The 26,777-nt window shown below is 69.4% G+C and carries 30 protein-coding genes; 16 read left to right on the forward strand and 14 right to left on the reverse strand.

The features are described 5' to 3' along the window. The first annotated feature begins 308 nt into the window (after window positions 1–308). From AC0IZS_RS07165 to AC0IZS_RS07195, 7 genes are all read left to right on the forward strand, one after another. Window positions 309–920 carry a Csu type fimbrial protein gene (locus tag AC0IZS_RS07165; RefSeq protein ID WP_471634992.1) on the forward strand — a complete coding sequence of 204 codons (612 nt, stop codon included), beginning with the start codon at window positions 309–311 and terminating at the stop codon, window positions 918–920. 157 nt (window positions 921–1,077) lie between these two features. Then, entirely contained in the window at window positions 1,078–1,623 is a 546-nt protein-coding gene (locus AC0IZS_RS07170; RefSeq protein WP_471634993.1) for a spore coat protein U domain-containing protein, read from the forward strand. A 65-nt stretch (window positions 1,624–1,688) separates the two neighbouring features. Next, complete coding sequence (locus AC0IZS_RS07175; RefSeq protein WP_471634994.1) at window positions 1,689–2,444, forward strand: fimbrial biogenesis chaperone; 756 nt, start codon at window positions 1,689–1,691, stop codon at window positions 2,442–2,444. Further along, a complete protein-coding gene (locus tag AC0IZS_RS07180) occupies window positions 2,413–4,800 on the forward strand; it encodes a fimbria/pilus outer membrane usher protein (protein WP_471634995.1) in 2,388 nt (795 codons plus the stop codon). The genes AC0IZS_RS07175 and AC0IZS_RS07180 overlap by 32 nt, the downstream gene beginning before the upstream one ends. Further along, window positions 4,797–5,759, forward strand: a complete 963-nt coding sequence (locus AC0IZS_RS07185) for a Csu type fimbrial protein (RefSeq protein WP_471634996.1) — start codon at window positions 4,797–4,799, stop codon at window positions 5,757–5,759. Before AC0IZS_RS07180 ends, AC0IZS_RS07185 begins: the two co-directional genes overlap by 4 nt. 71 nt (window positions 5,760–5,830) lie before the next feature. Then, window positions 5,831–7,108: a putative DNA modification/repair radical SAM protein gene (locus tag AC0IZS_RS07190; RefSeq protein ID WP_471634997.1), complete on the forward strand. Its 1,278-nt coding sequence runs from the start codon at window positions 5,831–5,833 to the stop codon at window positions 7,106–7,108. A gap of 12 nt (window positions 7,109–7,120) precedes the next feature. After that, on the forward strand, window positions 7,121–7,981 hold the full coding sequence (locus AC0IZS_RS07195) for a TIGR03915 family putative DNA repair protein (RefSeq protein WP_471634998.1): 861 nt from the start codon (window positions 7,121–7,123) through the stop codon (window positions 7,979–7,981). Here the strand turns inward: AC0IZS_RS07195 and AC0IZS_RS07200 are convergent. Beyond that, on the reverse strand, window positions 7,950–8,921 hold the full coding sequence (locus AC0IZS_RS07200) for a flavin-nucleotide-binding protein (protein WP_471634999.1): 972 nt from the start codon (window positions 8,919–8,921) through the stop codon (window positions 7,950–7,952). The genes AC0IZS_RS07195 and AC0IZS_RS07200 overlap by 32 nt on opposite strands. Then, complete coding sequence (locus AC0IZS_RS07205; RefSeq protein WP_471635000.1) at window positions 8,918–9,562, reverse strand: glutathione S-transferase family protein; 645 nt, start codon at window positions 9,560–9,562, stop codon at window positions 8,918–8,920. Before AC0IZS_RS07205 ends, AC0IZS_RS07200 begins: the two co-directional genes overlap by 4 nt. Before the next feature lie 111 nt (window positions 9,563–9,673). Here AC0IZS_RS07205 and AC0IZS_RS07210 point away from each other — a divergent pair, with 111 nt between their 5' ends. Next, window positions 9,674–10,591 (forward strand): LysR family transcriptional regulator, encoded by a 918-nt coding sequence (locus AC0IZS_RS07210; RefSeq protein ID WP_471635001.1) that lies wholly within the window; start codon window positions 9,674–9,676, stop codon window positions 10,589–10,591. On the opposite strand, the gene ftrA is transcribed toward AC0IZS_RS07210, so the two are convergent. Continuing rightward, window positions 10,544–11,536, reverse strand: a complete 993-nt coding sequence (gene ftrA, locus AC0IZS_RS07215; protein ID WP_471635002.1) for a transcriptional regulator FtrA — start codon at window positions 11,534–11,536, stop codon at window positions 10,544–10,546. The two genes, AC0IZS_RS07210 and ftrA, sit on opposite strands and share 48 nt — an antisense overlap. 101 nt (window positions 11,537–11,637) lie before the next feature. On the opposite strand from ftrA, the gene AC0IZS_RS07220 reads away from it, so the two are divergent. Further along, entirely contained in the window at window positions 11,638–12,054 is a 417-nt protein-coding gene (locus AC0IZS_RS07220; protein WP_471635003.1) for a rhodanese-like domain-containing protein, read from the forward strand. Beyond that, window positions 12,047–12,544, forward strand: coding sequence for a GNAT family N-acetyltransferase (locus tag AC0IZS_RS07225; RefSeq protein ID WP_471635004.1), 498 nt, complete (start codon window positions 12,047–12,049; stop codon window positions 12,542–12,544). The genes AC0IZS_RS07220 and AC0IZS_RS07225 overlap by 8 nt, the downstream gene beginning before the upstream one ends. Before the next feature lie 20 nt (window positions 12,545–12,564). Here AC0IZS_RS07225 and AC0IZS_RS07230 read toward each other — a convergent pair whose 3' ends face one another. From AC0IZS_RS07230 to AC0IZS_RS07255, 6 genes are all read right to left on the reverse strand, one after another. Beyond that, on the reverse strand, window positions 12,565–13,035 hold the full coding sequence (locus tag AC0IZS_RS07230) for an FKBP-type peptidyl-prolyl cis-trans isomerase (RefSeq protein ID WP_471635005.1): 471 nt from the start codon (window positions 13,033–13,035) through the stop codon (window positions 12,565–12,567). Window positions 13,036–13,153: 118 nt separating this feature from the next. After that, complete coding sequence (locus tag AC0IZS_RS07235; RefSeq protein ID WP_471635006.1) at window positions 13,154–14,200, reverse strand: pirin family protein; 1,047 nt, start codon at window positions 14,198–14,200, stop codon at window positions 13,154–13,156. A gap of 176 nt (window positions 14,201–14,376) precedes the next feature. Continuing rightward, window positions 14,377–15,816: an MFS transporter gene (locus AC0IZS_RS07240; RefSeq protein WP_471635007.1), complete on the reverse strand. Its 1,440-nt coding sequence runs from the start codon at window positions 15,814–15,816 to the stop codon at window positions 14,377–14,379. Window positions 15,817–15,829: 13 nt separating this feature from the next. Then, window positions 15,830–16,318, reverse strand: coding sequence for a DUF1579 domain-containing protein (locus AC0IZS_RS07245; protein ID WP_471635008.1), 489 nt, complete (start codon window positions 16,316–16,318; stop codon window positions 15,830–15,832). A 26-nt stretch (window positions 16,319–16,344) separates the two neighbouring features. Further along, the gene (locus AC0IZS_RS07250) at window positions 16,345–16,692 is read right to left on the reverse strand and encodes a GFA family protein (RefSeq protein ID WP_471635009.1); all 348 of its coding nucleotides are present in this window, start codon (window positions 16,690–16,692) and stop codon (window positions 16,345–16,347) included. Between the two features lie 29 nt (window positions 16,693–16,721). Then, window positions 16,722–17,156, reverse strand: a complete 435-nt coding sequence (locus AC0IZS_RS07255) for a VOC family protein (RefSeq protein WP_471635010.1) — start codon at window positions 17,154–17,156, stop codon at window positions 16,722–16,724. An 80-nt stretch (window positions 17,157–17,236) separates the two neighbouring features. Between AC0IZS_RS07255 and AC0IZS_RS07260 the strand changes: the two genes are divergently transcribed. Beyond that, window positions 17,237–17,926 carry a TetR/AcrR family transcriptional regulator gene (locus AC0IZS_RS07260; RefSeq protein WP_471635011.1) on the forward strand — a complete coding sequence of 230 codons (690 nt, stop codon included), beginning with the start codon at window positions 17,237–17,239 and terminating at the stop codon, window positions 17,924–17,926. Here AC0IZS_RS07260 and AC0IZS_RS07265 read toward each other — a convergent pair. After that, window positions 17,923–18,909, reverse strand: coding sequence for a helix-turn-helix transcriptional regulator (locus tag AC0IZS_RS07265; protein WP_471635012.1), 987 nt, complete (start codon window positions 18,907–18,909; stop codon window positions 17,923–17,925). The genes AC0IZS_RS07260 and AC0IZS_RS07265 overlap by 4 nt on opposite strands. 123 nt (window positions 18,910–19,032) lie before the next feature. Between AC0IZS_RS07265 and AC0IZS_RS07270 the strand changes: the two genes are divergently transcribed. Further along, complete coding sequence (locus AC0IZS_RS07270; RefSeq protein WP_471635013.1) at window positions 19,033–19,767, forward strand: NIPSNAP family protein; 735 nt, start codon at window positions 19,033–19,035, stop codon at window positions 19,765–19,767. A gap of 25 nt (window positions 19,768–19,792) precedes the next feature. Next, window positions 19,793–20,314 (forward strand): hypothetical protein, encoded by a 522-nt coding sequence (locus AC0IZS_RS07275; protein WP_471635014.1) that lies wholly within the window; start codon window positions 19,793–19,795, stop codon window positions 20,312–20,314. On the opposite strand, the gene AC0IZS_RS07280 is transcribed toward AC0IZS_RS07275, so the two are convergent. Continuing rightward, complete coding sequence (locus tag AC0IZS_RS07280; RefSeq protein ID WP_471635015.1) at window positions 20,311–21,207, reverse strand: LysR family transcriptional regulator; 897 nt, start codon at window positions 21,205–21,207, stop codon at window positions 20,311–20,313. The two genes, AC0IZS_RS07275 and AC0IZS_RS07280, sit on opposite strands and share 4 nt — an antisense overlap. 114 nt (window positions 21,208–21,321) lie before the next feature. Between AC0IZS_RS07280 and AC0IZS_RS07285 the strand changes: the two genes are divergently transcribed. Continuing rightward, window positions 21,322–22,080: an SDR family oxidoreductase gene (locus tag AC0IZS_RS07285; RefSeq protein WP_471635016.1), complete on the forward strand. Its 759-nt coding sequence runs from the start codon at window positions 21,322–21,324 to the stop codon at window positions 22,078–22,080. An 18-nt stretch (window positions 22,081–22,098) separates the two neighbouring features. On the opposite strand, the gene AC0IZS_RS07290 is transcribed toward AC0IZS_RS07285, so the two are convergent. Further along, on the reverse strand, window positions 22,099–22,968 hold the full coding sequence (locus AC0IZS_RS07290; RefSeq protein ID WP_471635017.1) for an oxidoreductase: 870 nt from the start codon (window positions 22,966–22,968) through the stop codon (window positions 22,099–22,101). Between the two features lie 139 nt (window positions 22,969–23,107). Here AC0IZS_RS07290 and AC0IZS_RS07295 point away from each other — a divergent pair, with 139 nt between their 5' ends. Then, entirely contained in the window at window positions 23,108–24,082 is a 975-nt protein-coding gene (locus AC0IZS_RS07295) for a LysR family transcriptional regulator (protein ID WP_471635018.1), read from the forward strand. A gap of 149 nt (window positions 24,083–24,231) precedes the next feature. After that, entirely contained in the window at window positions 24,232–24,741 is a 510-nt protein-coding gene (locus AC0IZS_RS07300; RefSeq protein ID WP_471635019.1) for an SRPBCC family protein, read from the forward strand. 68 nt (window positions 24,742–24,809) lie between these two features. On the opposite strand, the gene AC0IZS_RS07305 is transcribed toward AC0IZS_RS07300, so the two are convergent. Together AC0IZS_RS07305 and AC0IZS_RS07310 are read right to left on the reverse strand one after the other, a co-directional pair. Continuing rightward, entirely contained in the window at window positions 24,810–25,682 is an 873-nt protein-coding gene (locus AC0IZS_RS07305) for a hypothetical protein (protein WP_471635020.1), read from the reverse strand. A gap of 29 nt (window positions 25,683–25,711) precedes the next feature. After that, window positions 25,712–26,653, reverse strand: coding sequence for a LysR substrate-binding domain-containing protein (locus tag AC0IZS_RS07310; RefSeq protein ID WP_471635021.1), 942 nt, complete (start codon window positions 26,651–26,653; stop codon window positions 25,712–25,714). Window positions 26,654–26,777 lie beyond the last annotated feature (124 nt).

Here is a 26,777-nt window from a genome sequence, read left to right on the forward strand (position 1 = left end):
GCAGCACTGAGCCACCCGCCTGGCTCTGACGGCTCTGGCGGTCGCCACAGCCGACCAAGAACCCCGGGCTGCTCAAAACCCTCAGATCGCATGCGTCGTCCTTGGAGGAACAGCAGCGCGCGTGCCTCTCACGTACCGTCATTCCCACCGGGTCAAAAAAAACTGGACGTTCGCCCAACAACCGTGCAAGGTTGCCCCGTAGCTTCGGCAAAAGGGGGCCCCCAGCACGGCGTCCTTTGCTTTTCTTCCGGCTTTGAGAGGAGGACACCATGCGAGCAACCTTGCGAAAGCGACAGAGGCGACACCCGATGGAGGACCTGCGCCCATCCCCTGCCAGCGGGCCCCTGTCCCATCGAAAGCGGTACGCAGCGGCGCTGGCCCTGGCGGCCGGCATGCTGGCCTGGCCGGCGCTGGCAGGCACGCTCACCGGCACACTGCAGTCGCAGATACAGCTCACGGCGGGCTGCGTGATCGCGGGAAGCTCGGGCAACGCTGCCGGGGTGAACTTCGGTACGCTGGACTTCGGCACGCGGCCCAGCACCTTCACGGGCATCGTCACTGCCACGGCATCGGGCGGCGAAGGCGTCTCGGGCCCCACACAGATCGTGTGTTCGCCCGACGTGCTGGGCATCAGCATCCAGGTGGGCCCAGGCTCGTATGCCGGCCAGGGAGGCTCCATCGGCTCAGGCAACCGTGCCATGCGCAACGGCACCACGGCCGCCTACATCCCGTATGACGTGTTCCGCGACGCGGGGCACAGCCAGGCCTACCCGACCGGGGCGGCGGTCACGGGCATCACGGTGCCGGCCAATGGCGTGGCCTTTGCGCTGCCCATCTATGGCCAGATCAACAAGTCAGACCCCTCGGCGCTGCCGGCGGGGATGTACACGGATACGCTGCAGATCACGCTGACCTACTGATCTCCGGGCGCCGGACCACCGGCCGCAACCACCAGGAGACAGAGGCAGCAGGGAGGGGGTGTGCAAAGAGCGCGGGAGCGCTCACACCAGGCCGTGGCGGGCGGCCGAGGGAGCATCATCAATGGTTCAAGAAATGCATGCACGTGCAGGTAGAGGTTTGCGCGCCGAAAGACGGGCCCACCCGCAGGCGGCCATCGCGCTGTCATTGCTATGCACCTCGCTGGCAGCGATGGCCGCAACGGTGCCCACCAGTCCCTCCTTTGCGGTGAACGCCTCCGTCGTGAGCGGCTGCATCGTGTCAGGCAACTCGTCGCAGGTGGCGGGTGTGCCCTTCGGTTCCGTCAACTTCGGTGCGCACTCTGCGGTCAGCACCGGCACGGTCACCGCCGTGGCCAGCAACGACATGGGCATGCAGGCCAAGCTGGTGTGTACGGCCGGCACGGCGGTGCAGGTCAGCGTGAACGGTGGCCTGAATCTGCAGGGCGCACAGCGCCGCCTGTCCAACGGGGGCGGCCAGTTCATTCCCTACACGCTGTCACTGGTGGCCGGCACGGTGACCGCCCTCGCACCCAATGTGCCGGTCGGCATCACCATGGGCACGGCCCCGACGGCCCTGCCCATCCGGGGCGACCTGGTCCTGCCCGGCTCCGCCGCCATGGCCGGAACCTATGTGGACACGGTGCAGGTGACCGTGACATGGTGAGGGCGCACCACTTCCCGGCTTTTCCTTCTGCAGCTGCCCGGCTGCTTCGCACCGCAAGCCGTGTGGTGTTCACGCTCGCCGCTTGCGCCGGCTGGGCGCAGGCGGCGACCCCATTGATGATCTGGCCGGTCGATCCCGTGATCACCGAGGAACAGCAGGCCGTGGCCGTCTGGCTGGAGAACCGCGGCACCGCCTCCGTCTCCCTGCAGGTCCGGGTGCTGGACTGGAGCCAGAACGAGGGCGAGGAATTCTTCTCGGCGCAAAAGGACGTGGTGGCCAGCCCGCCCATCAGCGTGGTGCCGGCCGGCAAGCGGCAGATGGTGCGCCTGATCGCCGCCCGGCGCCCTCCCATGGGCCTGGAGGAGGCCTATCGGGTGGTGATCGACGAGCTGCCCGCCCCCGACGATTCGGCGCAAAAGCCCACCGGCACCGAGACCGGCATGGGCATCCGCCTGAACGTGCGCTACGCCATCCCGCTGTTCGTCTATGGCGAGGGGGCGCAGCCGTTTCGGCCGACCAAGCCCCTGCTCGCCGGTGGCAAGGGCAAGCCCTTGCCACCCTCCCTCACCTGGCATGCCACGAAACAGGGCCACCGGCATCAGCTTGTGGTGCGCAACCAGGGGACAGGCCACGCCCGCCTGACCTCCGTGCAATGGAACGCCGGCAGCCGAGGCGCCATCCCCATCAACGAAGGCCTCATGGGCTATGTGCTGCCCGGCAGCCAGATGCAGTGGGCGCTGGAGGCGCCGCCGCCGGCCAACCCGGAGCTCAAGGCCACGATCAACGGGGTTGAAACCCTGGTTCCCCGTGCGCCGCGATGAACGCCCTGGCTTCTGGACCCGCGCTGGCCGTGCCCTGGTGCTCGGCGCCTTCCTCCCTGCGCAGCTGTCCGCTGGCACCTATCCATCGCCGCCACCGGCGCCGCCCGCAGTCTTGGAACCCACGGTGCTGTACCTCGACGTCGAGGTCAACGGCCAGGCTTTCGGGGCGCTGGTGGAGGTGCAGCAGCGCGGGCCGCATTTCGAGATCGAGGCGCAGACCCTGCGCCAGATGCATGTGCAAAACGGCCAGCCCGCGGGTTCGCGGGTCGCGGTGGATGCACTGCCCGGTGTCACGGCCGACTACGACGCCCTGGGCCAACGGCTGCGCCTGTCGGTGCCCGCGCAGTGGCTGCCCATGCAGCGCCTGGCCGATGAGACACCCGAAGAGACGCCCACCAGCGCTGCGGGCAGCGGCATGCTGTTCAACTATGACCTCTACACCAGCCACTCGCGCGTGCAGTCGATCACCTCTCTGTGGTCCGAGCAGCGCTATTTCGGTCCTCGCGGCGTGATCTCCAACACTGGCATCGTGCGCCTGCAGTCGACCGGTGGCACCCGGGGCTACCTGCGCCATGACACGCGCTGGACCAGCGCCGATACGGCCCAAGCCACGGAAACCACTTACGGAGACCTGGTGAGCGACTCGCTGCCCTGGACCACGTCCGTGCGCATGGCCGGCGTGCAATGGGCGCGCAACTTCGGCGTGCGCCCCGACCTCATCACCTACCCGCTGCCCGAGTTCGCCGGCCAGGCGGCCCTGCCCTCGGCCGTGGACCTGTTCGTCAACGGCTTCAAGGCCGCCAGCCACCGTGTGGCCCCAGGCCCGTTCACGCTGGGCGAGCTGCCCGTGGTCAGCGGTGCCGGTACGGCATCCGTGGTGACCACGGATGCCCTGGGCCGGCAGGTCTACGCCACCATTCCGTTCTATGTGAACCGGGAGCTGCTGCGCCCCGGCTGGACCGACTATTCGGTTTCGCTCGGCGCCTTGCGGCGGGCCTACGGGCTGCGCAGCTTTGCGTACGGCCGGCCCATTGCCACGGGTGTGTACCGGCAGGGCCTGTCGGACCGCTTCACCATCGAAGCGCACGCCCAGTTGGGCAAGGGGCTGGGCGTGGCGGGCATCGGTGGCATGGCCGGCCTGGGCATGCTGGGCCTTGCCAACGCGTCGCTCACGCGCGGCACCACGGCAAGCGTGGGCAGCGGCTGGCAGTACACCGCAGGATGGCAGTACAACACGCCGCGCGCCGGCGTCTCCTTTCAGCAGACCGGGCGCGACGCGCGTTTCGGCGATGCCAGCACCTATGCCGACGATGGCTACCAGCTGCCCCGGCGCTCGCGCCAGCTGAGCGTGAGCTGGAACCTGGGCACGGGCTCGGTCACGGGCGGTTGGCTGGACCTGCGCAATGCCAGGAACGAGCGCAGCCGCCTGGCCTTCGCGAGCTACAACATGCCGGTCACGACCAACGCCTTCTTGTCGGTCACCGCGGGGCGCACCGTGGAAACCGGGGAAAACCAGTTGCGGCTGCAACTCACCTACTTCCTCGGTGACCGCTCGACGGCCCAGTTGGCCACGTCGAAGAACCGCGAGACCACCCGGACCTACGCCAGCTACCAGCGCACCATGCCCACCGAAGGCGGCTATGGCTGGAATGTTGCCCAGACGCTCTCGGGCGGCCCGCAGCGCTACAGCCAGGCCGCGCTGCAGTACCGCAACAGCACGCTGAGCATGGAAGGGGGCGTGAGCGCCAGCCCGGGACAGACTTTGCAGTGGGGCACGCTGTCGGGCTCGCTGGGCAGTATCGACGGCCACCTGTTTGCGGCCAATCGCGTTTACGATGGCTTCGCGCTTGTCTCCACCCAGGGTATGCCCGGCGTGCCCATCCTGTACGAGAACCAGCTGGCCGGCCACACCAACGCCCAGGGCTACCTGCTGGTGCCCAGCGTACCCGCCTACTACCCGGGGCGCTACGCAGTGGACCCGCTCACCCTGCCGGCGGACGTGGACATTCCGGCACTGGAGCGGCGCATGTCCGTCTCGCGCAATGCGGGCATGCTGGTGGAGCTGCCAGTGCTCAAGCTGCGCACGGCCACCATCACGCTGGTCGATGCGCAGGGCACGCCCGTGAAGGCCGGTAGCGCCGTGCTCCACACACCGGGGAACATGCAGACCGTGGTGGGCTGGGACGGTGTGGTGTACCTCACCGTGCTGCGCCCCCAGAACGCCCTGCAGGTGCGCACGCCCGAGGGTGCTACCTGCAGGGCCGATTTTTCCGAAGCAGCGTATGCATCGGCGCGCGACCTGATCGTCCGGTGCCTGCCTGCCGCGTCCCGCCCCCAGGAAGGAGCCGTGCGATGACAACCCCTCTCCCACTGCGGTGCTGGCGCCGCCTGTGGGCCTGCCTCGTGCTGGCCTGCTGCCCGATGCAGGCGCTTGCCATTTGCGCCACCTCCGAGACCAGCGGCGCACTGGGCACCCACCCCTCGCAGCGGGTGCGCAGCGGCTCGCCCATCACCACCACGGCGGACTTCAAGCTCGGCTGCGGAGCGGTGGTGCTGGCGCTGTTTGCAACGCCCACGCTCAAGGCGAAGATCACCTCCGCCACCTCGGGCCTGGCCCTGAAGAACACCCTGAACACCGCCATCACGATTCCCTACGAGATCAGCCCGGTGGGCGGCGGCACCTTCAATTCGGGACTGCTGATCATCGACCTGAACGGCATCAACGCGGTTTCGCTGCTGAGCAACAACAGCGCCACCATCGGCATCAAGATCAGCACGCTGGCGGGCGCCAACGTGCCGGCAGGCACCTACACGGACAGCATCACCGTCAACTGGACCTATGCAAACATCTGCGAAGGCATTGCCGTGGGCTCCGCCTGCGTGGGCAATGTGCGCAACGGCAATGAGGACCGCACCCTGACCGTGACGCTGGTGGTCATCAACGACTGCACCATCACGGCGCCGGACATCCATTTCGGCTCGGCCCCCCTGCCCAGCGGTTTCAGCACCGTCTCGCAGAGCATTTCCCTGCTGTGCACCAAGGGCATGACCTACTCGGTGGGGCTGGACATGGGCGGCCACGCCAATGGCACACGGCGCCAGATGGCCAGTGGCAGCAACCGGCTGCAATACAACATCTTCAAGCCCGACACCAGTGTCTGGGGCAGCGTCGGCACGGCGCGCGCTGCAGGCCTGGGCGTGGCCGACGGCCAGACGCTGCAGGTGATGCCCTACAGCGCGAGCGTCTATGCGGACCAGCCGAACGTGCCCGTGGGCACCTACACCGACAGCGTAAAGGTGGACGTGGAGTTCTGAACCGCACCGCCGGGGGAGGCCGCAATACCCCTGCACTGGTCAAACCCTGCAAATCACTGTAAATTCATCCAGTGATCTTGCAATCCAAACTGGCCATATTGGCCGACGCCGCCAAGTACGACGCCTCCTGCGCGTCGAGCGGCGCCGCGCCGCGCGATTCCGTGGGCGGGCGCGGCATGGGTTCGACCGAGGGCATGGGCATCTGCCACAGCTATGCACCCGACGGGCGTTGCATCTCGCTGCTCAAGATCCTGCTCACCAATTTCTGCCAGTACGACTGCCTGTACTGCGTGAACCGGCTCAGCAGCAATGTGCCGCGCGCCCGATTCACGGTGCAGGAAGTGGTGGACCTTACGCTGGACTTCTACCGGCGCAACTGCATCGAGGGGCTGTTCCTCTCCAGCGGCATCATCCAGAGCCCCGACTACACCATGGAGCAGGTGGTGGAGGTGGCGCGCGTGCTGCGCGAGGAGCACGATTTCTGCGGCTACATCCACCTCAAGACCATTCCCGATGCCTCGCCCGAGCTCATGGAGCGCGCGGGCCGCCATGCCGACCGGCTGAGCATCAACGTGGAACTGCCCACGCCCGAAGGGCTCACGGCCCTGGCGCCGCAGAAGGACGGGGCGGCCATCGCACGCTCCATGGCGCGCATGGCGGTACACATCGAGGACGCGCGGCAGGCGCGCAAGGAGCAGGCGGCCACCAAGGCGGTGTCCATGCCTGCCTCGGCGCGCACCCGCCGGGCCCCGGCCCCGCACTTTGCGCCGGGCGGCCAGAGCACGCAGATGATCGTCGGCGCCGACGCCACCGACGACCGCACCATCCTGGCCACGAGCGCCGGGCTGTATGGCGTACACCGGCTGCGGCGCGTGTACTACTCGGCCTTCAGCCCCATTCCCGATGCGGCGCGCGCGCTGCCGCTGGTCGCACCGCCCACCGTGCGCGAGCACCGCCTGTACCAGGCCGACTGGCTGATGCGCTTTTACGGCTTCGCACACGGCGAGATCGTGCCCGCCGGCCAGGACGGCATGCTGGCGCTGGACATGGACCCCAAGCTCGCCTGGGCGATTGCGCACCGCGAGCGCTTCCCCGTGAACCTGAACACCGCGCCGCGCGAGCTGATGCTGCGCGTGCCCGGCTTCGGCGTGCAGACCGTGGACCGCCTGCTGGCTGCGCGCCGTGTGCGCCGCCTGCGCCATGCCGACCTGGCGCGGCTGCGCGTGCCGCTCAAGAAGGTGCTGCCCTTCGTGGAGGCGGCCGACTATCGGCCGGGCCGCACGCTGGATGCGGCCGACCTGGCCGCCCGCATGGCCCCGCCTCCCGCGCAGCGCGGGCTGTTCGACTGAGAGGCAGATCCCATGGGCCAGCACACCGTCACCCTCGCACACGCCACCGACTGGGCAGGCTTTCGCCAGGCCGCACGCACGCTGGTGCAGACCCGTGTGCCGCCGCAGGACGTGGAGTGGTTCACCCCGCAAGAGGCCGGACAGGACCTGTTCGGCGCCCCATCCCCCTCACCGGACCCGCAGTCACAGCCGGCAGCCGGTCCGGCACCGCGGGTGCCCGAGGATTTCCTGCGCCTGTGCGAACGCCTGGTGCTGCACCGCAACCCGGCGCGCTTTGCACTCATGTACCGGCTGCTGTGGCGCCTCGCACATGAGCGCGGCCTGCGCCACGACCCGCTCGATGCCGACCGCATGCAGGCCCACCACATGGTGCGTGCCGTGGCGCGCGACATGCACAAGATGCACGCCTTCGTGCGCTTTCGCCCGGTGACCGACAGCGAGGGGCGGACGGTGCAGGTGGCCTGGTTCGAGCCCGACCACTTCATCACCGAGGCCAATGCCGGCTTCTTCGTGCGGCGCTTCACACAGATGCACTGGGCCATCCTCACGCCCGATGCCAGCGTGCGCTGGGACGGCACGCAATTGCACACCGGACCGGGCGGCCAGCGCAGCGATGCGCCGCCGCCCGATGCGGGCGAGGCCCTGTGGCTCACCTACTACCGCCACATCTTCAATCCCGCGCGCCTGAAGACCGACATGATGCGCAAGGAGATGCCGCAACGCTACTGGCACAACCTGCCCGAAGCCTCCCTGATCACCGAGCTGACCCGGGGCGCCCACGAACGCAGCGCGCGCATGGTGCAGGCCGAGCCCACCACACCACGCAAGGCCATCGCGCCGCTCATCCCGTCGCACGCGCACGCATCGCACTGAACTGCGGTGCGGGCTCGGCCACCGTCCAGCGCCAGGGCAGCGCATTGGCACGCCACACACCGCCCAGCACCTGCAGCCGCAGCACGCGCTGCGCGCCGGGCCAGCGCGCACGCGACGCCTCGTCCCAGAGCAGCTCGGCGCGGGCGGCCACATGCAGCAGGCCGCCGTCCTCGTAGTCCACCCACAGCAGCCCGGCCTGCGGGTGCAGCGCGAGATTGCCCAGGGTGTTGAAGAACAGGTTGCCGGGGTAGTCGGGCAGGGTCAGTACCAGTCCCTGCTCCGAGTGTTCGGCATGCACGAAGCCCGGCTCGCCGCCGCGGTGCGACACATCCACGCCTTCGTTGCGCCGTGTGCCCGGGTGTGCGGCCGAGGCGCTGGCGATGAACATCGTGTCGCTGCGCGCGATCAGGCCCAGCGCCGCGGCATCGAGCCCCGCGCCCAGCACCTGCGCCGGCGCGGCGGGCGTCACCACCGCGCGCAGGCCGGGCAAGCGGGCCTGGATGTACTTGGGGCAATTGCCGAAGCTCTGCACCACGCCCACTTCCAACCCGTGGGCACCGAAGGCCGCCACCCGCCCGTTCATGCGGTTGCGCCGGCGCGTGTGCGGCTCCAGGCCGAGCACGCCCAGCGGCGCACCGGGTACCAGCCGGGCCAGCACCGGGTCGGCCGCATCGGGCGCCACGGCCAGGTGCATGGCACCGGCATCGGGCGTCTGCACGAACCCGGGCGGCCCGGCCACCATCGTGGCCCAGGGCTGGCCCTGGTCGTCGAGCGCGCCCAGCAGCAGCGTGGGCAGCTTTTCGAACAGTTCGCGGTGCTGGTCGGGCATGTGGTCGCGCAACACCACGGGGCCAACGGCGGCCATGCGCTCGCGCACGCCCACACGCTCCTGTAGGGCCTGCTCGCCCACGTGGAAGGCGGCGGCGGGCGCGGCGCTCATGCCGGCACCACGGCGTCAGGGGCTGGCAGGCGGTCGGCCAGCGGCACATAGCCCGGCAGGGCTTGCATGCGCGCCACCCAGGCGGCGATGCGCGGGTAGGCGGCCAGCGAGAGCCCGCCGATCGGCGCCTGCGAGGTGTAGCTCACCATGGCGATGTCGGCCAGCGTGGGGGCTGCGCCACCCAGCAGCCAGTCACGGCCTTCGAGCGCGGGCTCCATGAAGTCGAACAGCCGGCGGCCGATGGCCAGCGCCGCCTCGCTCGGTTCGCGGCCCGTGATGGCCGCGAAGCGCGCGCTCGATGCCCCGGGCGCCAGCATGCCGGCCGCCAGGCTGAACCAGCGCTGCAGGCCGGCCTGGCCCACCGGGTCCTGCGGCATCCAGTGGCTGCCCGGTGCATAGCGCTGCACCAGGTAGACCAGGATGCCATTGCTGTCGGACAGCACCAGGTCGCCATCGACCAGCACCGGGATCTGGCCCAGTGGGTTGCGCGCCAGGTGGGCGGCCTGGCGGTGCTCGCCAGCGATCACGTCCACATGGACCAGCTGGTGGGGCAGGCCGAGCATGGACAGCATGAGCTCGACCCGGTGGCTGTGGCCCGAGATGGGCATGCGGTAGAGCGTGAGGGGTGCGGAGGGTGCCATGGTGCGAGGTCCTTGTCGGAGGGGAAGTACACAGAGGCCTCCACGATATCCATTGCCAAATCTGCCGTGAATAGCCATAGTGCGGCAATCAAAATTGCGGATTTCGCAACAATGGACCATCTGGACACCCTGCGCTGCTTTATCGCCGTGGCCGATGCCGGGGGCTTTGCCGCCGCCGCGCGGCGCCTGGGGGTGTCGGCCACGGCCGTTACGCGCGCCATTGCGGCGCTGGAGGCACGCCTGTCGGTGCTGCTGTTCCATCGCAGCACGCGCACCGTGCGGCTCACCGAGGCGGGCGAGCGCTTCCTGGCCGACTGCCGGCCCCTCCTCACCGACCTGCAGGAGGCCGAGCAGGCCGCCCGCGGCGCGCAGGCCGAGCCCCAGGGGCTGCTGGCCATCACCGCGCCGCACATGTTCGGCATGCGGCATGTGGCGCCCATCGTGCAGGCCTTTCTGCACGCCCAGCCGCGCGTGCAGGTGCGCACGCTGTTCGTGAACCGGCTGGTGCATCTGCTCGAAGAGGGCATGGACGTCGCGATCCGCATCGCCCACCTGCCGGACTCGGGTCTCACCGCCGTGCAGGTGGGCACACTGCGCCGGCTGGTGGTGGCCTCGCCCGCCTACCTGGCGCAGCATGGCGAGCCACGCCACCCCGGTGAGCTGGCGGCGCACCGCGCCATCGGCTTCTCGTTCGACAACAACAGCGTCTCGCCGTGGAAGTTCAAGGAGGGCGTGGTCGGCCAGCCGCATTTCAGCTGGATCAGCAACAGCAACGAGGTGGACATCGCCGCGGCCGAGTCGGGCCTGGGCCTGACGCGCTGCCTGGCCTACCAGGCAGCGCAGGGTGTGCGCGCGGGCCGGTTGCGCGTGGTGCTGGCCACGCACGAACCCCCGCCGGTGCCGGTACACATCGTCTACCCTGCGGGGCGGCGCGCACCGGCCAAGGTGCGCGCCTTTGTGGAGTTCGCGCGCGAGCGGCTGTCAGCCGAGCCCGTGTTGCAAGGACGCGGACTCACCCGCAAGGCCTGAAAAGTTCTGCCGGTAGCGCGTGGGCGCCGGCAGCCGGTGCAGGCGAAAGTGCCGGCGCAGCGACTCGGGCGAACCCAGGCCTGCGAGGTCGGCCACCGCATCGATGGGCATGGCCGGGTGCGTTTCGAGCAGTTCCTTGGCGATGGCCACCCGCTCGCGCACCAGCCAGTCCTGCGGCGACAGGCCCGTGCTCTCCTTGAAGCGCCGTTGCAGCGTGCGCCGGCTCATCTGCGCAAACGCCGCCATGGAGTCCACCGTGTGCGCCTGGCGGGCGTTCTCGCGCAGCCAGTCGAGCAGGCGCGCGATGGTGCTCACCTCGGCGGACGGCATGGGCCGCGGTACGAACTGCGCCTGCCCGCCATCGCGGTGCGGCGACATCACCAGCCGCTGGGCCACGGTGTTCGCCACGCGCGCGCCATGGTCGCGCCGCACCAGGTGCAGCAGCATGTCCAGGCCCGCGGCGGAACCCGCCGAAGTAATGGCCTGGCCTTCGTCCACGTACAGCGCCGACACATCCACTGTGATGTTGGGGAACTCGTGCGCCAGGCGCTCGGCATGGCGCCAGTGCGTGGTGGCACGCCGGCCCGCGAGCAGCCCCGCATGCGCGAGCACGAACACGCCTGAGCAGATGGAGCAGACCCGGGCACCGCGCCGCCAGGCGCGCTGCAGGGCGCGCAGCAGCGCCTCGGGCGGGCGCTCGGCCGCGTCGCGCCAGCCGGGCACGACGATGGTGTCGGCGCGCGAGAGCATCGCCAGGCCATGCAGTGCCTGCACCTGCACTCCGCCCATGGCACGCAGCGGGCCGGGCTCCACCGCGCACACGGCGTAGCGGTACCAGTCCACCGCTTCCAGCTCGGGCCGCTCCAGCGCGAAGAGCTCGACCGCGCAGCCGAATTCGAAGGTACACAGGCGGTCGTAGGCCAGGATCGCGACAAGGTGGGGCATGGCGCAATGTTACCGAAGATTGTCATGGCGGCCACTGGCCGCAGAAGCACCCCATGGCGACACTGGAGGCATCTGAAACGCCATCCAAGGAGCCAGTTGCCATGACCTCTACCCCCAGCGCCGTGGGCGCCATCCCCGCCGCCCCCAGCGCCGACGCGCTCGCGCACTTCGAGTCCGCCTTCGCCTTCGAGACCGACTGCTGGGATGTGCACGATGTCATGGACCGCGGCGTGCAGGACTTCGTACTGCTCGACGTGCGCAGCCACGCGTTGTACGAGGCCGGCCATGTGCCCGGCGCCGTGAGCCTGCCGCACGGCAAGATCATCGAGTCGAAGATGGCCGCCTATGCGCCCGGCACGCTGTTCGTCGTCTACTGCGCAGGCCCGCACTGCAACGGTGCCCACCGGGGTGCCGTGCGGCTGGCGCGGCTGGGGCGCCCGGTGAAGCTGATGATCGGCGGCCTGACCGGCTGGATCGACGAGGGCTTCAGCCTGGAAAAGGGCGCCCAGGGTGCCTGAGTCCGCCCCGATCCGCGAGGCCGGCCCGCACGACGCAGCGCAGCTGCTGGCGATGATGCGTGCGCTGGCCGTGTTCGAAGGCTATGCCGATGCGTTCGAGGTGGCGGAGCAGGACCTGCTGGCGCGCGGCCTGGCCTGCAACCGGGCCGACCGCGAATTCGGCTGCCTGGTCGCGCAGGCCGGTGCGGGCACGCCGCTCGCCGGCTATGCGGTGTGGGTGCTGAGCCGCTTCACCTTCGACCTGAAGCCCACGCTGGTGCTCAAGGAGCTGTGGGTGCAACCAGCCCACCGGCGCAGGGGCCTGGGCGAGCAGTTGTTCGATGCGGTGCGCGCGCAGGCCGCAGCCATCGGCGCCGCGCGGCTGCAGTGGCTGGTGATGCCGGGCAATACCGCAGCCCAGCGCATGTATGCCCGCTGCGGTGGGCGCCGCGACACGCGCTGGGAGCACTGGGAGCTGCCGCCGCAGGCGCTGCGGCGGCCGGCAGGCTGAGCCGGCGACTGCTGCTCAGATCAATGCTGGTGGCCGTGGTCGCCATGCACGTGGCGGTGGGCGATTTCCTCGGCGCTGGCGGCACGCACGCTGGCCACCTTGCAAGAGAAGCGCAGGGCCTGGCCGGCCAGCGGGTGGTTGCCATCGAGATGTACTTCGGGGCCCTTGATCTTGACCACGTTGAACACGGCGGGCTGGCCATCGCTGCCCACGCCCTGCAACTGGCCACCGACCTTCACGCCCGGGGGGAACTCGGACTTGGGGATGGAGCGCACCAGGCCCTCGTCGCGTGCGCCGAAGGCGTCTTCCACGGCCAGGTCCAGCGTGGTGCTGAAACCGGCGGCCTGGCCTTCGAGGGCGGCCTCGACCTTGGGGAAGATGTTCTCGTAGCCGCCATGCAGGTAGGACAGGTTGCCCGCATCAAGGGGCTTGCCCCCAAGGGTGGTGACCTTGTAGGCGATGGTGACGGCGGTGTCTTTGGCGATGTTCATGGATGGCGCGCTTTCATGCAAGGAAAAGCAGGGGGGCGGCATGGCCGCCACCCCGCGGATCGGAATGCGGCATTGTCCACGACCCGGACCACCCCTGCCCAAGCAGGGGCGGCGGCCCTCAAGCGGCTGCGGGAACCTCGTCCTCGGTCTGGCCGGGGTAGCGCGCAAAGCGCCGGGCCTCGGTGCCATGCACCGGGTCGCTGTCGGGCCAGGGCCAGCCGCCAAACTGGGTGCGGCGGTAGTCCTGCATGGCCTGCATGATCTCCTGCTGCGTGTTCATCACGAAGGGCCCGTACTGCGCCACGGGTTCGCCGATGGGGCGGCCCTGCAGCATCAGGCACTCGGCCACGGTGGCGCCGGTGTTGGTCAGCAGCCATTCCTGGCGGGCGTCGATCTCCAGCGCGGCATGCTCCTGCACGTCCTGCGGGCCCACGCGCAGGCCATCGCCCACGAAGAAGTAGAGCATGCGGCGCGTGCCCTCACCCAGCGCGGCCGGCATGGGCCACTGGGCACCGGGGTCCAGGCGCAGCGTCCAGATCGCCACGTCGGCGCCGGGCTGCGAGGCCCAGGACTCGGGTGGCGGCGCCAGCGGTGCCGGCGCGGCGGGCAGGGCGCCGGCCACCACGGTGGCGGTGGTCGTGCGGCCGGCCTCGTCGTGGTGTACCAGGCGCGGGATGTGCTCGTTCCAGAGCATGGTGAAGTGCGGCTCCACCATCTTGTGGCGTGCAGGCAGGTTCAGCCAGATCTGGAACAGCTCCAGCGGATTGGGCTCGGTGGCGCTCAGCAGCGGGAACATCTCGGAATGCACGATGCCCTTGCCGGCCGTGACCCACTGCACGTCGCCGCCGCCGAAGCGTGCGGCAGCACCCAGCGAGTCGGAATGGTCAATGAGCCCTTTGCGCACCAGCGTCACGGTCTCGAAGCCGCGGTGCGGGTGGCCAGGAAAGCCGGGCACGGTCTCGCCGTGGTACATGCTCCAGCCGTCCTTGCGGCTGAAATCGCTGCCGATCTGGCGGTCGTCCAACGGCACGGCCGGGCCGAAGGCGGCGTTGCCGGCAGGGTAGGCGTCGTCGTGGTGCGCGCAGAACAGGAACGGGTCGAGCGTAGGCCACAGCGGGCCGAGCGGCTGGCTTTGCAGGATGGGCGTGGGGTGCTTGTTCGACATGGGGCCTCCTTCGGTTGTGCGCCGTCGTGATCGTGAGCGGCATGCCCGCCACAGATGGGGCCATTGGAGCGCCACAGAAGTGCCAACCGTGGAACGCTGCGGTGCATGCCGCAGGACAATCCGCAGGCGGTCGCGACGATTCTAGGCACAAGCGCGGCAGCCCGCTGCCAGCGCCGTCACGCATGCACCGGCTGCGCACCTTCGGCGGGTGCCGGTGCCGGCCGCAGGGCCAGGCCGCCCAGCAAGGCCGCCACGCCTGCTGCCACGGCCGATACGCAGAACGCCAGCTGGTAACCGCCATGCAGGGCCACGGCGGCCCCGGCGCCCGAAGCCCGCAGGCTGCCCGTGCGCGCATCGGCCAGGCTGGCGAGGATGGCCAGGCCCAGCGCACCACCCATCATGAAAGCAGTGTTGACCACGCCCGAGGCCAGCCCCGAATCCTCGGGCTGCACGTCGCCCATGGCGGCCAGCAGCAGCGGGTTGAGCGCGATGCCCGCCCCCACGCCCAGCAGCAGCATGCCGGGCAGCACGTGCGGCGAGAAGCGGCCTGCCACCGGCGCCAACGCAAACAGCACCAGCCCAGCGGCCGCCATCGCCAGGCCCCAGCCCAGCGTGCTGCGGATGCCGAAGCGCATCACCACCCAGGCCGACAGCCCCAGCGAGCAGCCGGCCATGATGAGGTTGGACGGCAGGAAGGCCAGCCCGACCTGCATGGCGTCGTAGCCCAGCACCAGCTGCATGTACAGCGCCGAGAGGAAGAACCAGGCGAACATGGAGGCCGCCCAGAGCACGCCCACCACGTTGGAGATCGCCAGGTTGCGCAGCCGCAGCAGGGCCAGCGGCACCAGCGGCGCGGCCACGCGCGACTCGATGGCGGCGAACACGGCCAGCAGCACGGCCGAAGCGCCCAGCAGGCCCAGCGACTGCGCCGAGGTCCAGCCCGCTTCGTTGCCGTTGACGATGGCGTACACCGCGAGCATCAGCGCGGCCGTCACCGTGACGGCGCCCGCTACATCCAGCCGCTGGCCACTGGCCTGGCCCTTGCCGCCGGGCAGCAGCACCAGGCAGGCGGCATAGATCGCCACGCCCACGGGGATGTTGACGAGAAAGATCCAGTGCCAGCTCAGCAGGCTGGTGAGCACGCCGCCCAGCAGCACACCGATGCTGCCGCCGCCGGCGCAGACAAAGCCATAGACCCCCATGGCCTTGGCCCGCTCCCCAGGTTCGGTGAACAGATTCATGATCAGCGACAAGGCCACGGCCGAGACCACGGCGCCGCCGACGCCCTGCACCGCGCGTGCCGCCACCAACAGGCCCTGCGTGTTTGCCAGCCCGCAGGCCAGCGAGGCCAGAGTGAACAGCGTGATGCCCGCCAGGAACAGGCGCCGGTGCCCATACAGGTCACCGAGCCGCCCACCCAGCAGCAGGCAGCCGCCGAAGGTCAGCATGTAGGCATTGACCACCCAGACCAGCCCCGTCTCGGTGAAGCCCAGGTCGGCGCGGATGCTGGGCAGGGCCACGTTGACGATGGTGGTGTCCAGCACGATCATGAGCTCGCCCAGGCACAGCAGGATGAGCGCGGGCCAGCGTGCGCGGCCTTCGATGCGAAGCGTCATGTCGGGTGCTGACTCAGGAGGTCTTGCGGCGGTAGGTGGCCTTCATGAACTCCTTCCAGCTGCCATCGGGCTGCAGGGTGGAGGAGGTCAGCGTGCGCTCGTCGGGACCGAGGAGGGTGATGGTGTCGCGGTATTTCGCGGTGCTGCCGTCGCCGGCAAAACTCGGGCCTTCGGTCTCCAGAGGGAGCACCTTTTCGGTGGCGTCGAGCGTGCCGCGGTAAACCCACATGTGGGTCATCATCGAGCCGATCCAGGTGCCGATGAAGGCCTTTTTCTCGGGGTCATAGCCCAAGGTGATGAGCATGCGCGCATCGCCGCCGCCGGGCATGGTGCCCGTGCCTTCGCCCAGCACCCACAGCTCGCCGAGCTGGCGCACATGCTCGGTGCCGGAGCTGGTCATGGGCGGCTCGCCGGGCCCTGCGTCGCAGGTGGATTCGCAGGTCCAGTCGCCGAGCAGTTGCTGCAGCCAGCGGTGCGGTGCCTGGGGTTCGGGATTCATCATGGTGGGTCTCCTTGGGGGGCGGGGGGTTACATCGCCAGCCCGTCGTGGTGGTGCACGGGAATGGCGTCGAGGTCCACGCCGTCGAGCGTGCGCAGGTTCACGGCCGCCATCTTGTGGCCCGCGGGGTGCATGCCTTCGCCAAAGGTGTGGATGCCGCAGGCCGGACAGAAGCGGTGCTGGATGACGTGCTTGTGGAAGGTGTAGCTGGCGAGGTCCGCCTCGGGCGTGGTCAGGCGCAACTGCCCGTGCGGCACGAACCACAGCAGGGAGCCCCGCCGCCGGCACATGCTGCAGTTGCAGGCCAGGGCGCTGTCGATGGTGCCCTCGACCTCGAACGCCACCTTGCCGCAGTGGCAGCTTCCCTGGTAGCGCATGGGTCCGGCTCCTGGGGTGGGGGCGCCCGTCATTGGGGTACCACCACCATCCACGATACGCCGAAGCGGTCGGCGACCATGCCAAAGGCGGGCGAGAAGAAGGTCTTGCCCAGGGGCATCTGCACCTGCCCGCCTGCGGCCAGTGCATCGAACAGGCGCTTGGCCTCCGTCTCCGTTTCGGGTGCCAGCGACAGCGAGATGCCCTGGAAGCTGGCCTTGCCCGAGCCCATGCCGTCGGACGCCATGACCTGGGTATCGCCCACGTTGAACGAGGCGTGCATCACCATCTCGGGCTGGGGGCCTGCGCCTGGCGCGCCATCGACGGAGCAACCCGCACCGGCGGCGGGCTCGGGGTTGTCCTTGTAGCGCATGAGCATGGTCACCTCGGCGCCCAGGGCCTGGCGGTAAAACTCCAGGGCCTCTTCGCAGCGGCCTTCGAAGAACAGATAGGGTTCGACTTTCATAGGGGATCTCCTTGGATGGAAGGGGTCAAGAGCGGATGCCCATGCATTGTGGACACCGTTCACAAACAATAGCAGAGATAATGGACAGTGTCCACATTGCAATCCCCATGTCCGTAACCACCCGCAACAGCGCCCCCGCAGGCCCCCCAGCAGCCCGCAGTACCTACCGCCATGGAGACCTGCGCCGCGCCTTGCTCGACGCCGGCATCGAGCTGGCGCGCCAGGGCGGGCCCGATGCCGTGGTGCTGCGCGAGGCCACGCGCCGCGCCGGCGTGGCGCCCAATGCGGCCTACCGCCATTTCGCCAACCGGCAGGACCTGCTGGCCGCGGTGCGCGCCGCCGCCGTGGCCGCCGTGGCCCAGGCCATGGAGGCCGAAATGGCCGGGGTGCCCACCAGCGGCACGCCCACCGAGCAAGCCCATGCCCGGGTGCGCGCCGTGGGTGCCGGCTACATGCGCTTTGCGCACGCCGAGACAGGGCTGTTCCGCACCGCGTTCGGCGGGCAGTTCCGCGTGGAGCAGGACCCCGACCCCGCCATGGGCGGCCTGACGGGCCTGAACCCGTTCGAACACCTGTCCGCCGCCCTCGACGACCTGGTGACCGCCGGAGCCCTGCCGGCCGAGCGCCGGCCGGGCGCCGAGTACCTGGCTTGGTCCACCGTGCATGGCATGGCGCTGCTGAGCATCGACGGGCCGCTGCGCGGAACACCCGCCGACATGCTGCAGCTGCTGGGCCAGCGGCTGCTGGACATGGTGGAGCGGGGGCTTTAGCCCCGCTTGTAGAGCCGGGCTGTCGCCTGGACGCGCTCTATCAGCGCGCGCCGTAGCGCGACTGGACGCAGCACCTCGACCTCGGGCGACTGGCGCATCAGCTGGCCGCAGGCGTGGGCCACCGATTCGATGGGGATGGTGAGCGCCACCCGCCCGTCCTTGCGGCGCGAAGGGGCAGCGGCAGCCACCGCGCGCGCCACTGCGCTGCTGAGCGCGGCGAGGCCCTTGAGGCCCGCGGGCGTGGCCAGCAGCTCGGCCTCGCCGGTGTACAGGCTGGACTCGAAGCGGCGGATGGACTCGCCCCAGTACCGGGGCAGGTCGAAGCGCGCCGGGCGCCGCACGGGAATACCCAGTGCCTTGGCCGCGTGGATGTTGGACACGCGGTAGGTACGCGGCCCGCCGTCCGTGGGCGCCTTGCCCACTGGCTGCGCCACCAGGTACCAGACGCCCGCCTTGAGCACCAGCCCCAGCGGCCCCACGGCGCGCTCCACCGTGTCGGCCCAGCTTTCGTAGCGCAGGGCCAGTTGCTCGCCGCTCCAGACGGCGGCGGCCACGGTGGCCAGGTGGGGCGTGGGCGCGCTCTCGCGGTACCAGTCCATCGGGTCGAGGTGCAGGCGGTCGCTCACGCGCAGGGCATCTTCCTGCCACGGGGCCGGCAGCGCGGCCAGCAATTTCAGGCGCGCACCCTGCACGTCATCGCCCAGGCCCAGGTCGCCGGCCGGGCCGGGCAGGCCGCTCAGGAACACGGCCTGCGCCTCGGATGGCGTGAGGCCCGTCAGTGTGGTCTTCCAGCCCGGTAGCAGCGCAAAGCCGCCATGGCGGCCGCGCTCGGCAAAAATCGGCACGCCCGCCGCTGTGAGCTGGTCCACGTCACGGTACAGCGTGCGCACCGAGATCTCGAGCGCGTCAGCGAGCGCCTGCGCGCTCATGCGGCCCCGGGTTTCGAGCAGCATCTGGATGGACAACAGGCGGCTGGCACGCATGGAGGTGAAAAGTAAAAAGCGACGCTGTGCAGTATGCAGCGAATACCTGCCATGCCTTGGCAGGTATTGCGCCGCAGACTGTGGGCTTCTCTGTTTTCGCTTGACCAACCCAGGAAGCACCGCATGCCCACCACCCCATCGATTTCCGACTGCACCATCGCCGAGCTGCGCCAGTACACCCTGCACCCCGGCCAGCGCGACGTGCTGATCGACCTGTTCGACCGCGAGTTCCTCGAAACCCAGGAGCGCGAAGGCATGCGCGTGATCGGCCAGTTCCGCGACCTCAACCAGCCGGACCTCTTCGTCTGGCTGCGCGGCTTTGCCGACATGGCGGCGCGCCAGCGGGCGCTCGAGACCTTCTATGGTGGCCCGGTGTGGGCCGCGCACCGCGATGCGGCCAATGCCACCATGGTCGATTCCGACAATGTGCTGCTGCTGCACCCGGCCTGGCCAGGCGCTGCCGATGGCCTGCCCGCCGACCGCGCCGCTGCGGGTGCCAGCGGCGTGGCCCCGGGCCTGCTCGATGCCACGGTGTTCTACCTCAAGGAGCCTGCAACGCCCGAGCTGTTGGCGTACTGCCGCGAGCGCATGGACCCCGCGCTGCGCGCCGGTGGTGCGCGCCATACCGCCTGGTATGCCAGCGAAACGGGCCCCAACAGCTTTCCGCGCCTGCCGGTGCGCGAGGGCGAGCATGTGCTGCTGGGCCTGGCATTGTTCGACGATGCTGGCGCGCTGGACGCCTTTGCGCAGGGCGGAGCCTGGCAGCGCGATGTGGCGCCGGGCCTGGCCCCCTGGCTGGCGCGTGCGCCCGAAACCCATCGGCTACAGCCCACGGCGCGTTCGGCCCTGCACGCATGACGCACACCCATCCCGGAGACACCCCATGCCGATCACCCCGCCCACTGGCGATGCCCATGATTTCGACTTCCTGATGGGCCCCTGGCGCATCCGCAACACCCGCCTCGTGCAGCGGCTTGCGGGCAGCACCGACTGGGAAACTTTCGACGCCACAGGCACTGCGCGGCCCCTGTCCGGCGGCATCGGCAACTGCGATGACTTCATCCCCACGACCTGGAATGCAGGCTACGTGGGCATGGCGCTGCGCCTGTTCAATCCCCAGGCGCAGCGCTGGAGCATCTACTGGCTGGACAATGTGACGGGCGGGCTGGACACGGCCACGGGCCAGCTGCTGCAACCGGTGAGCGGCGGTTTCGCGGGCACGGACCAAGGCGTCTTCTTCGGCCAGGAAGTATTCGAGGGCCGGCCCGTCCTGGTACGGTTCGAGTGGGCCAGGAACCTCGCCACCGGCACGCCGCGCTGGGAGCAGGCCTTCTCGGACGATGGCGGGCAGACCTGGGAAACCAACTGGGTCATGGAGTTCTCGCGCCCTGCACAGGCGAACTAGCGCGCGCTCGCCATCACCTCGGCCAGCCAATCCACGAACACACGCACGCGCGGCGAAAGCTGGCGGCTGTGCGGGTAGAGCACGGTCACCGGCATGGGCGCGGGGCGGCAATCGGCCAGCACCTCGACCAGGCTGCCGTCGGCCAGTTGCGGCTCCAGGTGGTAGCGCGGCACCTGGATGATCCCCAGCCCGGCCGTGCAGCAGGCCACATAGGCGAACGCATCGGTCACGGACACCGCGCTCTTGAGCTGCACGCTGCGCGGCACGCCGTCGACCACAAAGTCCAGGGGCATGGGCTTGCCGGTGCGCGAGGACAGATAGTTCACCGCGCGGTGGCCACGCAAGTCGTCCACGCTGCGGGGCACGCCATGGCGCGCCAGGTACGCGCGGCTCGCGCAGGTCACCTGGGCGAGCTGCGCCACGCGCCGGCCGACCATGCTGGAATCGGCCGGCTCGCCGCCGCGCATCACGCAGTCCACGCGCTCACGCACCAGGTCCACCAGGCGGTCGCCCATGCCCAGTTCCAGCTCCACGCCGGGGTAGCGCGCAAAGAACTCGCCGATGCGCGGCAGCACGAAATAACGCGCCAGGGTACCCTGCAGGTCCACGCGCAGCTTGCCCTTGGGCTGCTGGCCGGCCGATGCGAATGCGGCTTCTGTCTCGTCCAGGTCGGCCAGCAGCTGCTGGCAGCGCGCGTAGTAGGCCTCGCCGTCCTGCGTGGGCCCGACGTGGCGCGTGGTACGGTGCAGCAGGCGCGCGCCCAGGCGCTTCTCCAGCTGCTGCACGGCCAGCGTCACCGTGGCGCGGGGCAGTTGCAGGTCTTCCGCGGCCTGGGTGAAGCTGCCCAGCTCCACGATGCGGGTGAACAGGCGCATGGCGTCGAATCGGTCCATGGGGAGCAGCGCTTGGTTGTTGGTATTTTTTGAACAGTCATGGCAATTCAAGGGCCTTTATCAAACCCGACGCCAACAGAACAATACACCCATCACCACCGTTCAGGAGTTTTCATGGCCGCCAACGACACACCCACCCACCGCCCCGTCGCCATCGTCACGGGGTCCTCGCGCGGCATCGGCGCCGCCATTGCCCAGCGCCTGGGGCGCGACGGCTTCCGCGTGGTGGTCAACTACGCCGGCAGTGCGGCCGAGGCCGAGGTGGTGGCGCAGTCGATCACCGCCGCGGGCAGCCAGGCCATTGCCGTGCAGGCCGACGTGGCCGATGCCACCGCCGTGGCGCGCCTGTTCGACCAGACCACCGAGGCCTTCGGCCGCGTGGACGTGCTGGTGAACAACGCGGGCGTCATGCCCTCGCACACGCCGCACCTGGCCGATACCGACGATGCCACCTTTGACCGGCTGATCGCCATCAACCTCAGGGGCAGCTTCAACACCCTGCGCGAGGCCGCGCGCCGGCTGGAGCCGGGCGGGCGCATCGTGAATTTTTCCACCAGCGTGGTCGGCACCGCCATGCCCGGCTACGCGGTATACGCCGCCACCAAGAGCGCCGTGGAAACCATGACGCTGATCCTGGCCAAGGAGCTGCGCGGCAAGAACATCACCGTGAACGCCGTGGCCCCCGGCCCCACGGCCACCGCGCTGTTCCTCGACGGCAAGACGCCCGAGCTGGTGGAGCGTCTGGCGCAGATGAGCCCGCTGGGCCGTTTGGGCACGCCGGACGACATCGCGGGCACCGTGTCCTTTCTGGTCGGGCCTGATGGCGCCTGGATCAATGGGCAAACCTTGCGCGCCAACGGCGGCATGGTCTGACCCACCGTCGGTGCAGGCTCAGGCCGCAGCCGGCACCGGGAAGTCCGTCGACGCCGCCAGCGCACGCCACTGCGCGGTTTCCTTCTCGACGAAGGCATGCTTGTCGGCAATGGTCTGCAGCGTGTCGGTGCCCAGCGGCAGGCGCAGCGGCGGCGTGGGGCTGGCCACCAGCTGCATCATGGCCTGGGCCAGGCGCACGGGGTCGCCGGGCTGGTTCAGGTTGATGCGGCGAGCGGCTTCGCGGATCACGCCGGCACTCTCGGCGTAGTCCTCCAGCACCAGCGGAGACACCGAGAGCGAGGCCGTGTCGAGGAACTCGGTACGAAAGTAGCCCGGCTCCACCACCGTGGCGTGGATACCCAGCGGCGCCAGTTCGGCGTGCAGCGCCTCGGTGATGCCTTCCACGGCGAACTTGGTCGAGCAGTACACACCGAAGCCTGCGGCAGAACGCACCCCGCCCAGCGACGAGATATTGATGACATGGCCGGCGCGGCGCGCGCGCATGGAGGGCAGCACGGCGCGCGTCACATTCAGCAGGCCGAACACATTGGTCTCGTACAGGCGGCGCACCTCGTCGGCGGTGGCCTCTTCCACCGCACCCAGCAGGCCATAGCCCGCGTTGTTGACCAGCACGTCGATGCGGCCGAAGCGCTCCAGCGCCGCGCCCACGGCGTGGCGGGCCTGCGCCTCGTCGGTCACGTCCAGGGCCAGGGGCAGCAGCGCAGCGCTGGTGCCCAGGCGCTCTGTGACGGAGTCGGCACTGCGCGAGGTGGCCACCACGGCATCGCCCTGGGCCAGCGCGGCCTCGGCAATGCGGGCACCGATGCCGCGCGAGGCGCCAGTGATGAGCCAGATACGGGGAAAGGAGGGCAAAGCGTGAGCGGTCATGGCAAAAGTCCTTGGAGAGAATGAATTTCGGGGTTCTGGCAGACGCGGTGCGTTGCCATGGGGATCAACTGTAGGCACACCATTGCCATCGCACTAGCCCATAATCACTCGCTTCATTCTCAAGCGTTACTTGTCAATAATGGCCATCAACGAACTGCGCGCCATCGCCACCTTCGCCAAGGCGGCCGAACTGGGCAGCCTGCGCCAGGCCGCATCGGCCCAGGGCATCACGCCGCAGGCGGCCAGCCTGGCGCTGGGGCAGCTCGAATCGCACCTGGGCGTGCGGCTGTTCCACCGCACCACGCGCAGCCTGAGCCTGACCGAGGAGGGGCGCCAGTTCCTCGATGCGGCGCAGCCCGGGCTGGCCACGCTGCAGCGCGCCGTGCATGGCGTGCGGCGCGGGCGCGAGGAGATCGCAGGGCCGCTGCGCATCACGGCGCCGCGCTCCATGATGCTGGAGGTGATCTGGCCCGTGGTCGACGAATTCGTGCGCCGCTACCCGCTGGTGGAACCCGATGTGCAGCTCGAGGACCGCATCGGCAACTGGGTGGAGGACCGGGTGGACGTAGGCTTTCGCTCGGGCTACCCACCCGAGGGCGGGGTGATCGCCCGGCGCCTGCTGTGGCTGCAGTTGGTGGTGTGCGCCACACCGGAGTATCTGGCGCGCCATGGCACACCCACCCGCATCGAAGACCTGGTGCAGCACCGCTGCAGCGGCTTTCGCCACCCGGCCACGGGCAAGCCCATGCCCTGGGAGTTTCGCGTGGGCGAGGACATCGTGGCCCATGCCATACCGCCCGCCTTCTGCACCAACGACATCGAGCTGGAGGCGCGCGCCGTGCTGGGCGGCCACGCCATCGGGCAGTTGGTGGGCGTAACGGCCGCCCCGCTGGTGCGCAGCGGGCAACTGGTGCCGGTGCTCACCGATTTCATTCCGCAGCACCTGGGGCTGTACGTGTACTACGGCAGCCGCGCGGCGCAGCCGGCGCGCGTGCGCGCCTTCATCGACCTGGCGGTGGAGATGCTGGCGGACAACCCGGTGTTCGGATTGAGCGCGCAGGAACTGGCCACACCGGCCCGAAAACCCCGGCGGCGCCGGCAGCCCGCCACCTGAACCGGCTTTGCACACCGTTATTTCGGTGCGAGAAGGGGCAATTGTTCACGGTTTGGCAAACAGTCCGTTGTGAAAAACGGTATTTATCGTTTCGGGCTTCCACAATACATTCGGTTCACTCACCCCAGGCACGAACCGGACAACGCCCCATGACCACCTTTGCCGCCACGGTCCAGACGCATATCAAGGCCTCGCCCGCACAGGCGTTCGGTCATATCGCGCCCATTGACCCCACCACGCTGTTCACCGGCTACGGCCCCCTGCCGGCGGTGACGGGCACGCGCGACCAGACGGGTGCCTGGGATGCGCCGGGTCAGACGCGCACGGTGGCCATGTCCGACGGCAGCAGCGCGCAGGAGGGTCTCAAGCACTACCGCCCGGCCCAGTACTTCGCCTATACAGTCAGTGGCTTCACGGGCGTGCTGCGCTGGCTGGCGACGGGGGCAGACGGCGCCTGGTGGTTCGACCCGCAGGCCGGCGGCACGCAAACCACGGTGCGCTGGCGCCATGCCTTCCATGCCCGCTCGAAGTGGGCCGCACCGGTGCTGTGGCTGCTGGCCAGCGTGCTGTGGCGCGGCTACATGCGCAAGGCGCTGCGCCTGGCCAAGGCGCAGATCGAGACCGCGCCACTCGCCCCTGCGGGAGCACTGTCGGCCTGAGAGGCTGGGAATCTTTCGTCCATGCCCGCCTGCGCGAAAAAATTCCCAGCCTCTGAGCAGCCGGTCTGTCAGTTGGACTTGGCTTCGAAGAAGGGCTTGCCCTGAACGGCTGACGGGCTGACGGTGAAGGTCTTCACAGGTTCCAGGCCCTTGTTCTGTCCGGGCTTGAGCGGACGTGGAACGCCGGCCTTCAATGCGTGCTCGATGCAGCCACTGCGCACCGCCTTGACGACATCGGGGTTCAGGGGCCGGCGCTGGCCCAGCCGGCTGCCGGAAAGAAACAGCACGTCGCCCTTGAGCTCGGCCCGCTGGTCCATGAGGGGCATGGCCTGCAGTTCGTCGAAACCTACGCGCACGGCATTGCCGCCTTCCAGCCGGTATTGCACCACTTTCACCACCGGAGGCTTGCCGGGGCTCTCGTCCACTGCGTCGCCCAGGTAGAAGTAGCGCACCGACTCGGCCGGCATCGCGGGCAGCTTGTAGCTTTCGGACCAGTTGCTGTTGCCCTCGGTGAACAGGGGGCGCAGCGTGGCGGGCACCTTGTCGTCCGCCGACACCGCGAACACCGGCGCGCGGGCATTGGACAGGGTGTAGCCATGGAAGTCGAACTCCACCATGGCGCCCTGCGCATCCACCTGGCGGGCGAATGCCGGGAACAGGGGATGCTCCTGCCGCACCTGCTGCAGGCGGATGCCCGTGCCCTCGGCCTTCCAGCGGCCAGCGGCCACCAGGTCCAGCGCACCGCCCGTGAAGGCGAAGCAGTAGGTGTTGTCGTCCAGCAGCGCGAGCTGGGCCACGGTGTCCACCGAACCGCCGCGGTACTCGCCCACATAGCCTGACTCGGCCGGGGTGACGGCACCGGCGTTGAAGGCGGCCATCAAAATGGCCAAGGCCACTGCAGTGGCGCGCGCGTTGTGCGAGAGGCGAAGGGTGTGGTGCACGGCAGGATCCCGGATGGAGTGGTGGACCACTATAAGGGCTCGTCGCTTTGCGGCCCCGCCCCTTCGAATCCACGGTAACGTGCAATGCCCTCGGCCAGGAAGTCCACGGCCGCGCGCACCGAGGGCAGTTGCCCGCGCCGGTGTGAGATCAGCAAGGTGGTGGTCATGCCGCCGGCATAACCGAAGTCCGGCAGCAGCCGCACGAGGCGGCCGGCCTCGATGCTCGGCAGGCACAGCCCGCGCGGCAGGCAGCCGACGCCCACGCCCGCCAGCGCCGCCTGCAGCAGGGTCCAGGGTTCGTCGGCAAAGAAGCGCGGCACCGGCCGCACAGCCAAGGATTCGGCACCGCGCAGAAAGGTCCACACCTGGGCCGAAGGCGCGGGCGAGAGCAGCAGGGCATCGTGCGCTGCAAGGTCGCGCGGATGACCGGGAGCCCCGCCATGCCCGGCCAGATAGCCCGGCGCGGCCACAGCGTAGAACGGCTCGTAGCCCACGCGCCGCTGCACCAGGTCCGAATCGGGCAGCGGGGCGGAGTGGTCGCGCACCCCGATGTCGAATCCCTCCTGCACCAGGTCCACGAAGCGATCGGTAGCGTGCAGCATCACCTGCAGCCGGGGATGCCGCGCCGCCAGCGCGGGCAGCAGCTCGGCCAGCACCAGCTGCGCCGTGGTGACGGAAGCGGTGATGCGCACGATGCCGGCCGGCTCGGCCTGGAGCCCGCGCACCACGTTCTCGGCCGCCTCGGCCTCGACCAGCATGGCCGCAGCGTGGCGGTAGAAGGCCTGGCCGGTGTCGGTCACCACGAACACGCGCGAGCTGCGCTGGATGAGGCGCACCCCGAGCAAGGCCTCCAGCAGCGCGACACGCTTGCTCAGCGTGGACTTGGGCACTTCGAGCGCCCGTGCGGCAGCGGCAAAACCGCCGTGGTCCACGACGCGCACGAAGGATTGGAGGTCGTTGAGGTTGAGCATGCAGGCACATCCTGGCACCGGTCCGGTGCGATTCATCGTCTACACAGAGAGACGATGAGTCTACTTTTGACCGACTACACAGGCAAAGGCCATATCCGTATCTTTTGCTTGTCGTTTTTCAACC

The sequence above is a fragment of the Acidovorax sp. AC410 genome (assembly GCF_979253235.1).

Coding starts and splice junctions, on each gene's coding strand:
- AC0IZS_RS07185 (WP_471634996.1), top strand. CDS start 4,797: ATGACAACCCCTCTCCCACTGCGGTGCTGGCGCCGCCTGTGGGCCTGC.
- AC0IZS_RS07165 (WP_471634992.1), top strand. CDS start 309: ATGGAGGACCTGCGCCCATCCCCTGCCAGCGGGCCCCTGTCCCATCGA.
- AC0IZS_RS07285 (WP_471635016.1), top strand. CDS start 21,322: ATGGCCGCCAACGACACACCCACCCACCGCCCCGTCGCCATCGTCACG.
- AC0IZS_RS07300 (WP_471635019.1), top strand. CDS start 24,232: ATGACCACCTTTGCCGCCACGGTCCAGACGCATATCAAGGCCTCGCCC.
- AC0IZS_RS07270 (WP_471635013.1), top strand. CDS start 19,033: ATGCCCACCACCCCATCGATTTCCGACTGCACCATCGCCGAGCTGCGC.
- AC0IZS_RS07235 (WP_471635006.1), bottom strand. CDS start 14,200: ATGTCGAACAAGCACCCCACGCCCATCCTGCAAAGCCAGCCGCTCGGC.
- AC0IZS_RS07220 (WP_471635003.1), top strand. CDS start 11,638: ATGACCTCTACCCCCAGCGCCGTGGGCGCCATCCCCGCCGCCCCCAGC.
- AC0IZS_RS07275 (WP_471635014.1), top strand. CDS start 19,793: ATGCCGATCACCCCGCCCACTGGCGATGCCCATGATTTCGACTTCCTG.
- ftrA (WP_471635002.1), bottom strand. CDS start 11,536: ATGCCCCACCTTGTCGCGATCCTGGCCTACGACCGCCTGTGTACCTTC.
- AC0IZS_RS07290 (WP_471635017.1), bottom strand. CDS start 22,968: ATGACCGCTCACGCTTTGCCCTCCTTTCCCCGTATCTGGCTCATCACT.
- AC0IZS_RS07200 (WP_471634999.1), bottom strand. CDS start 8,921: ATGAGCGCCGCGCCCGCCGCCGCCTTCCACGTGGGCGAGCAGGCCCTA.
- AC0IZS_RS07250 (WP_471635009.1), bottom strand. CDS start 16,692: ATGCGCTACCAGGGAAGCTGCCACTGCGGCAAGGTGGCGTTCGAGGTC.
- AC0IZS_RS07195 (WP_471634998.1), top strand. CDS start 7,121: ATGGGCCAGCACACCGTCACCCTCGCACACGCCACCGACTGGGCAGGC.
- AC0IZS_RS07280 (WP_471635015.1), bottom strand. CDS start 21,207: ATGGACCGATTCGACGCCATGCGCCTGTTCACCCGCATCGTGGAGCTG.
- AC0IZS_RS07230 (WP_471635005.1), bottom strand. CDS start 13,035: ATGAACATCGCCAAAGACACCGCCGTCACCATCGCCTACAAGGTCACC.
- AC0IZS_RS07255 (WP_471635010.1), bottom strand. CDS start 17,156: ATGAAAGTCGAACCCTATCTGTTCTTCGAAGGCCGCTGCGAAGAGGCC.
- AC0IZS_RS07205 (WP_471635000.1), bottom strand. CDS start 9,562: ATGGCACCCTCCGCACCCCTCACGCTCTACCGCATGCCCATCTCGGGC.
- AC0IZS_RS07295 (WP_471635018.1), top strand. CDS start 23,108: ATGGCCATCAACGAACTGCGCGCCATCGCCACCTTCGCCAAGGCGGCC.
- AC0IZS_RS07245 (WP_471635008.1), bottom strand. CDS start 16,318: ATGATGAATCCCGAACCCCAGGCACCGCACCGCTGGCTGCAGCAACTG.
- AC0IZS_RS07260 (WP_471635011.1), top strand. CDS start 17,237: ATGGACAGTGTCCACATTGCAATCCCCATGTCCGTAACCACCCGCAAC.
- AC0IZS_RS07240 (WP_471635007.1), bottom strand. CDS start 15,816: ATGACGCTTCGCATCGAAGGCCGCGCACGCTGGCCCGCGCTCATCCTG.
- AC0IZS_RS07210 (WP_471635001.1), top strand. CDS start 9,674: ATGGACCATCTGGACACCCTGCGCTGCTTTATCGCCGTGGCCGATGCC.
- AC0IZS_RS07265 (WP_471635012.1), bottom strand. CDS start 18,909: ATGCGTGCCAGCCGCCTGTTGTCCATCCAGATGCTGCTCGAAACCCGG.
- AC0IZS_RS07310 (WP_471635021.1), bottom strand. CDS start 26,653: ATGCTCAACCTCAACGACCTCCAATCCTTCGTGCGCGTCGTGGACCAC.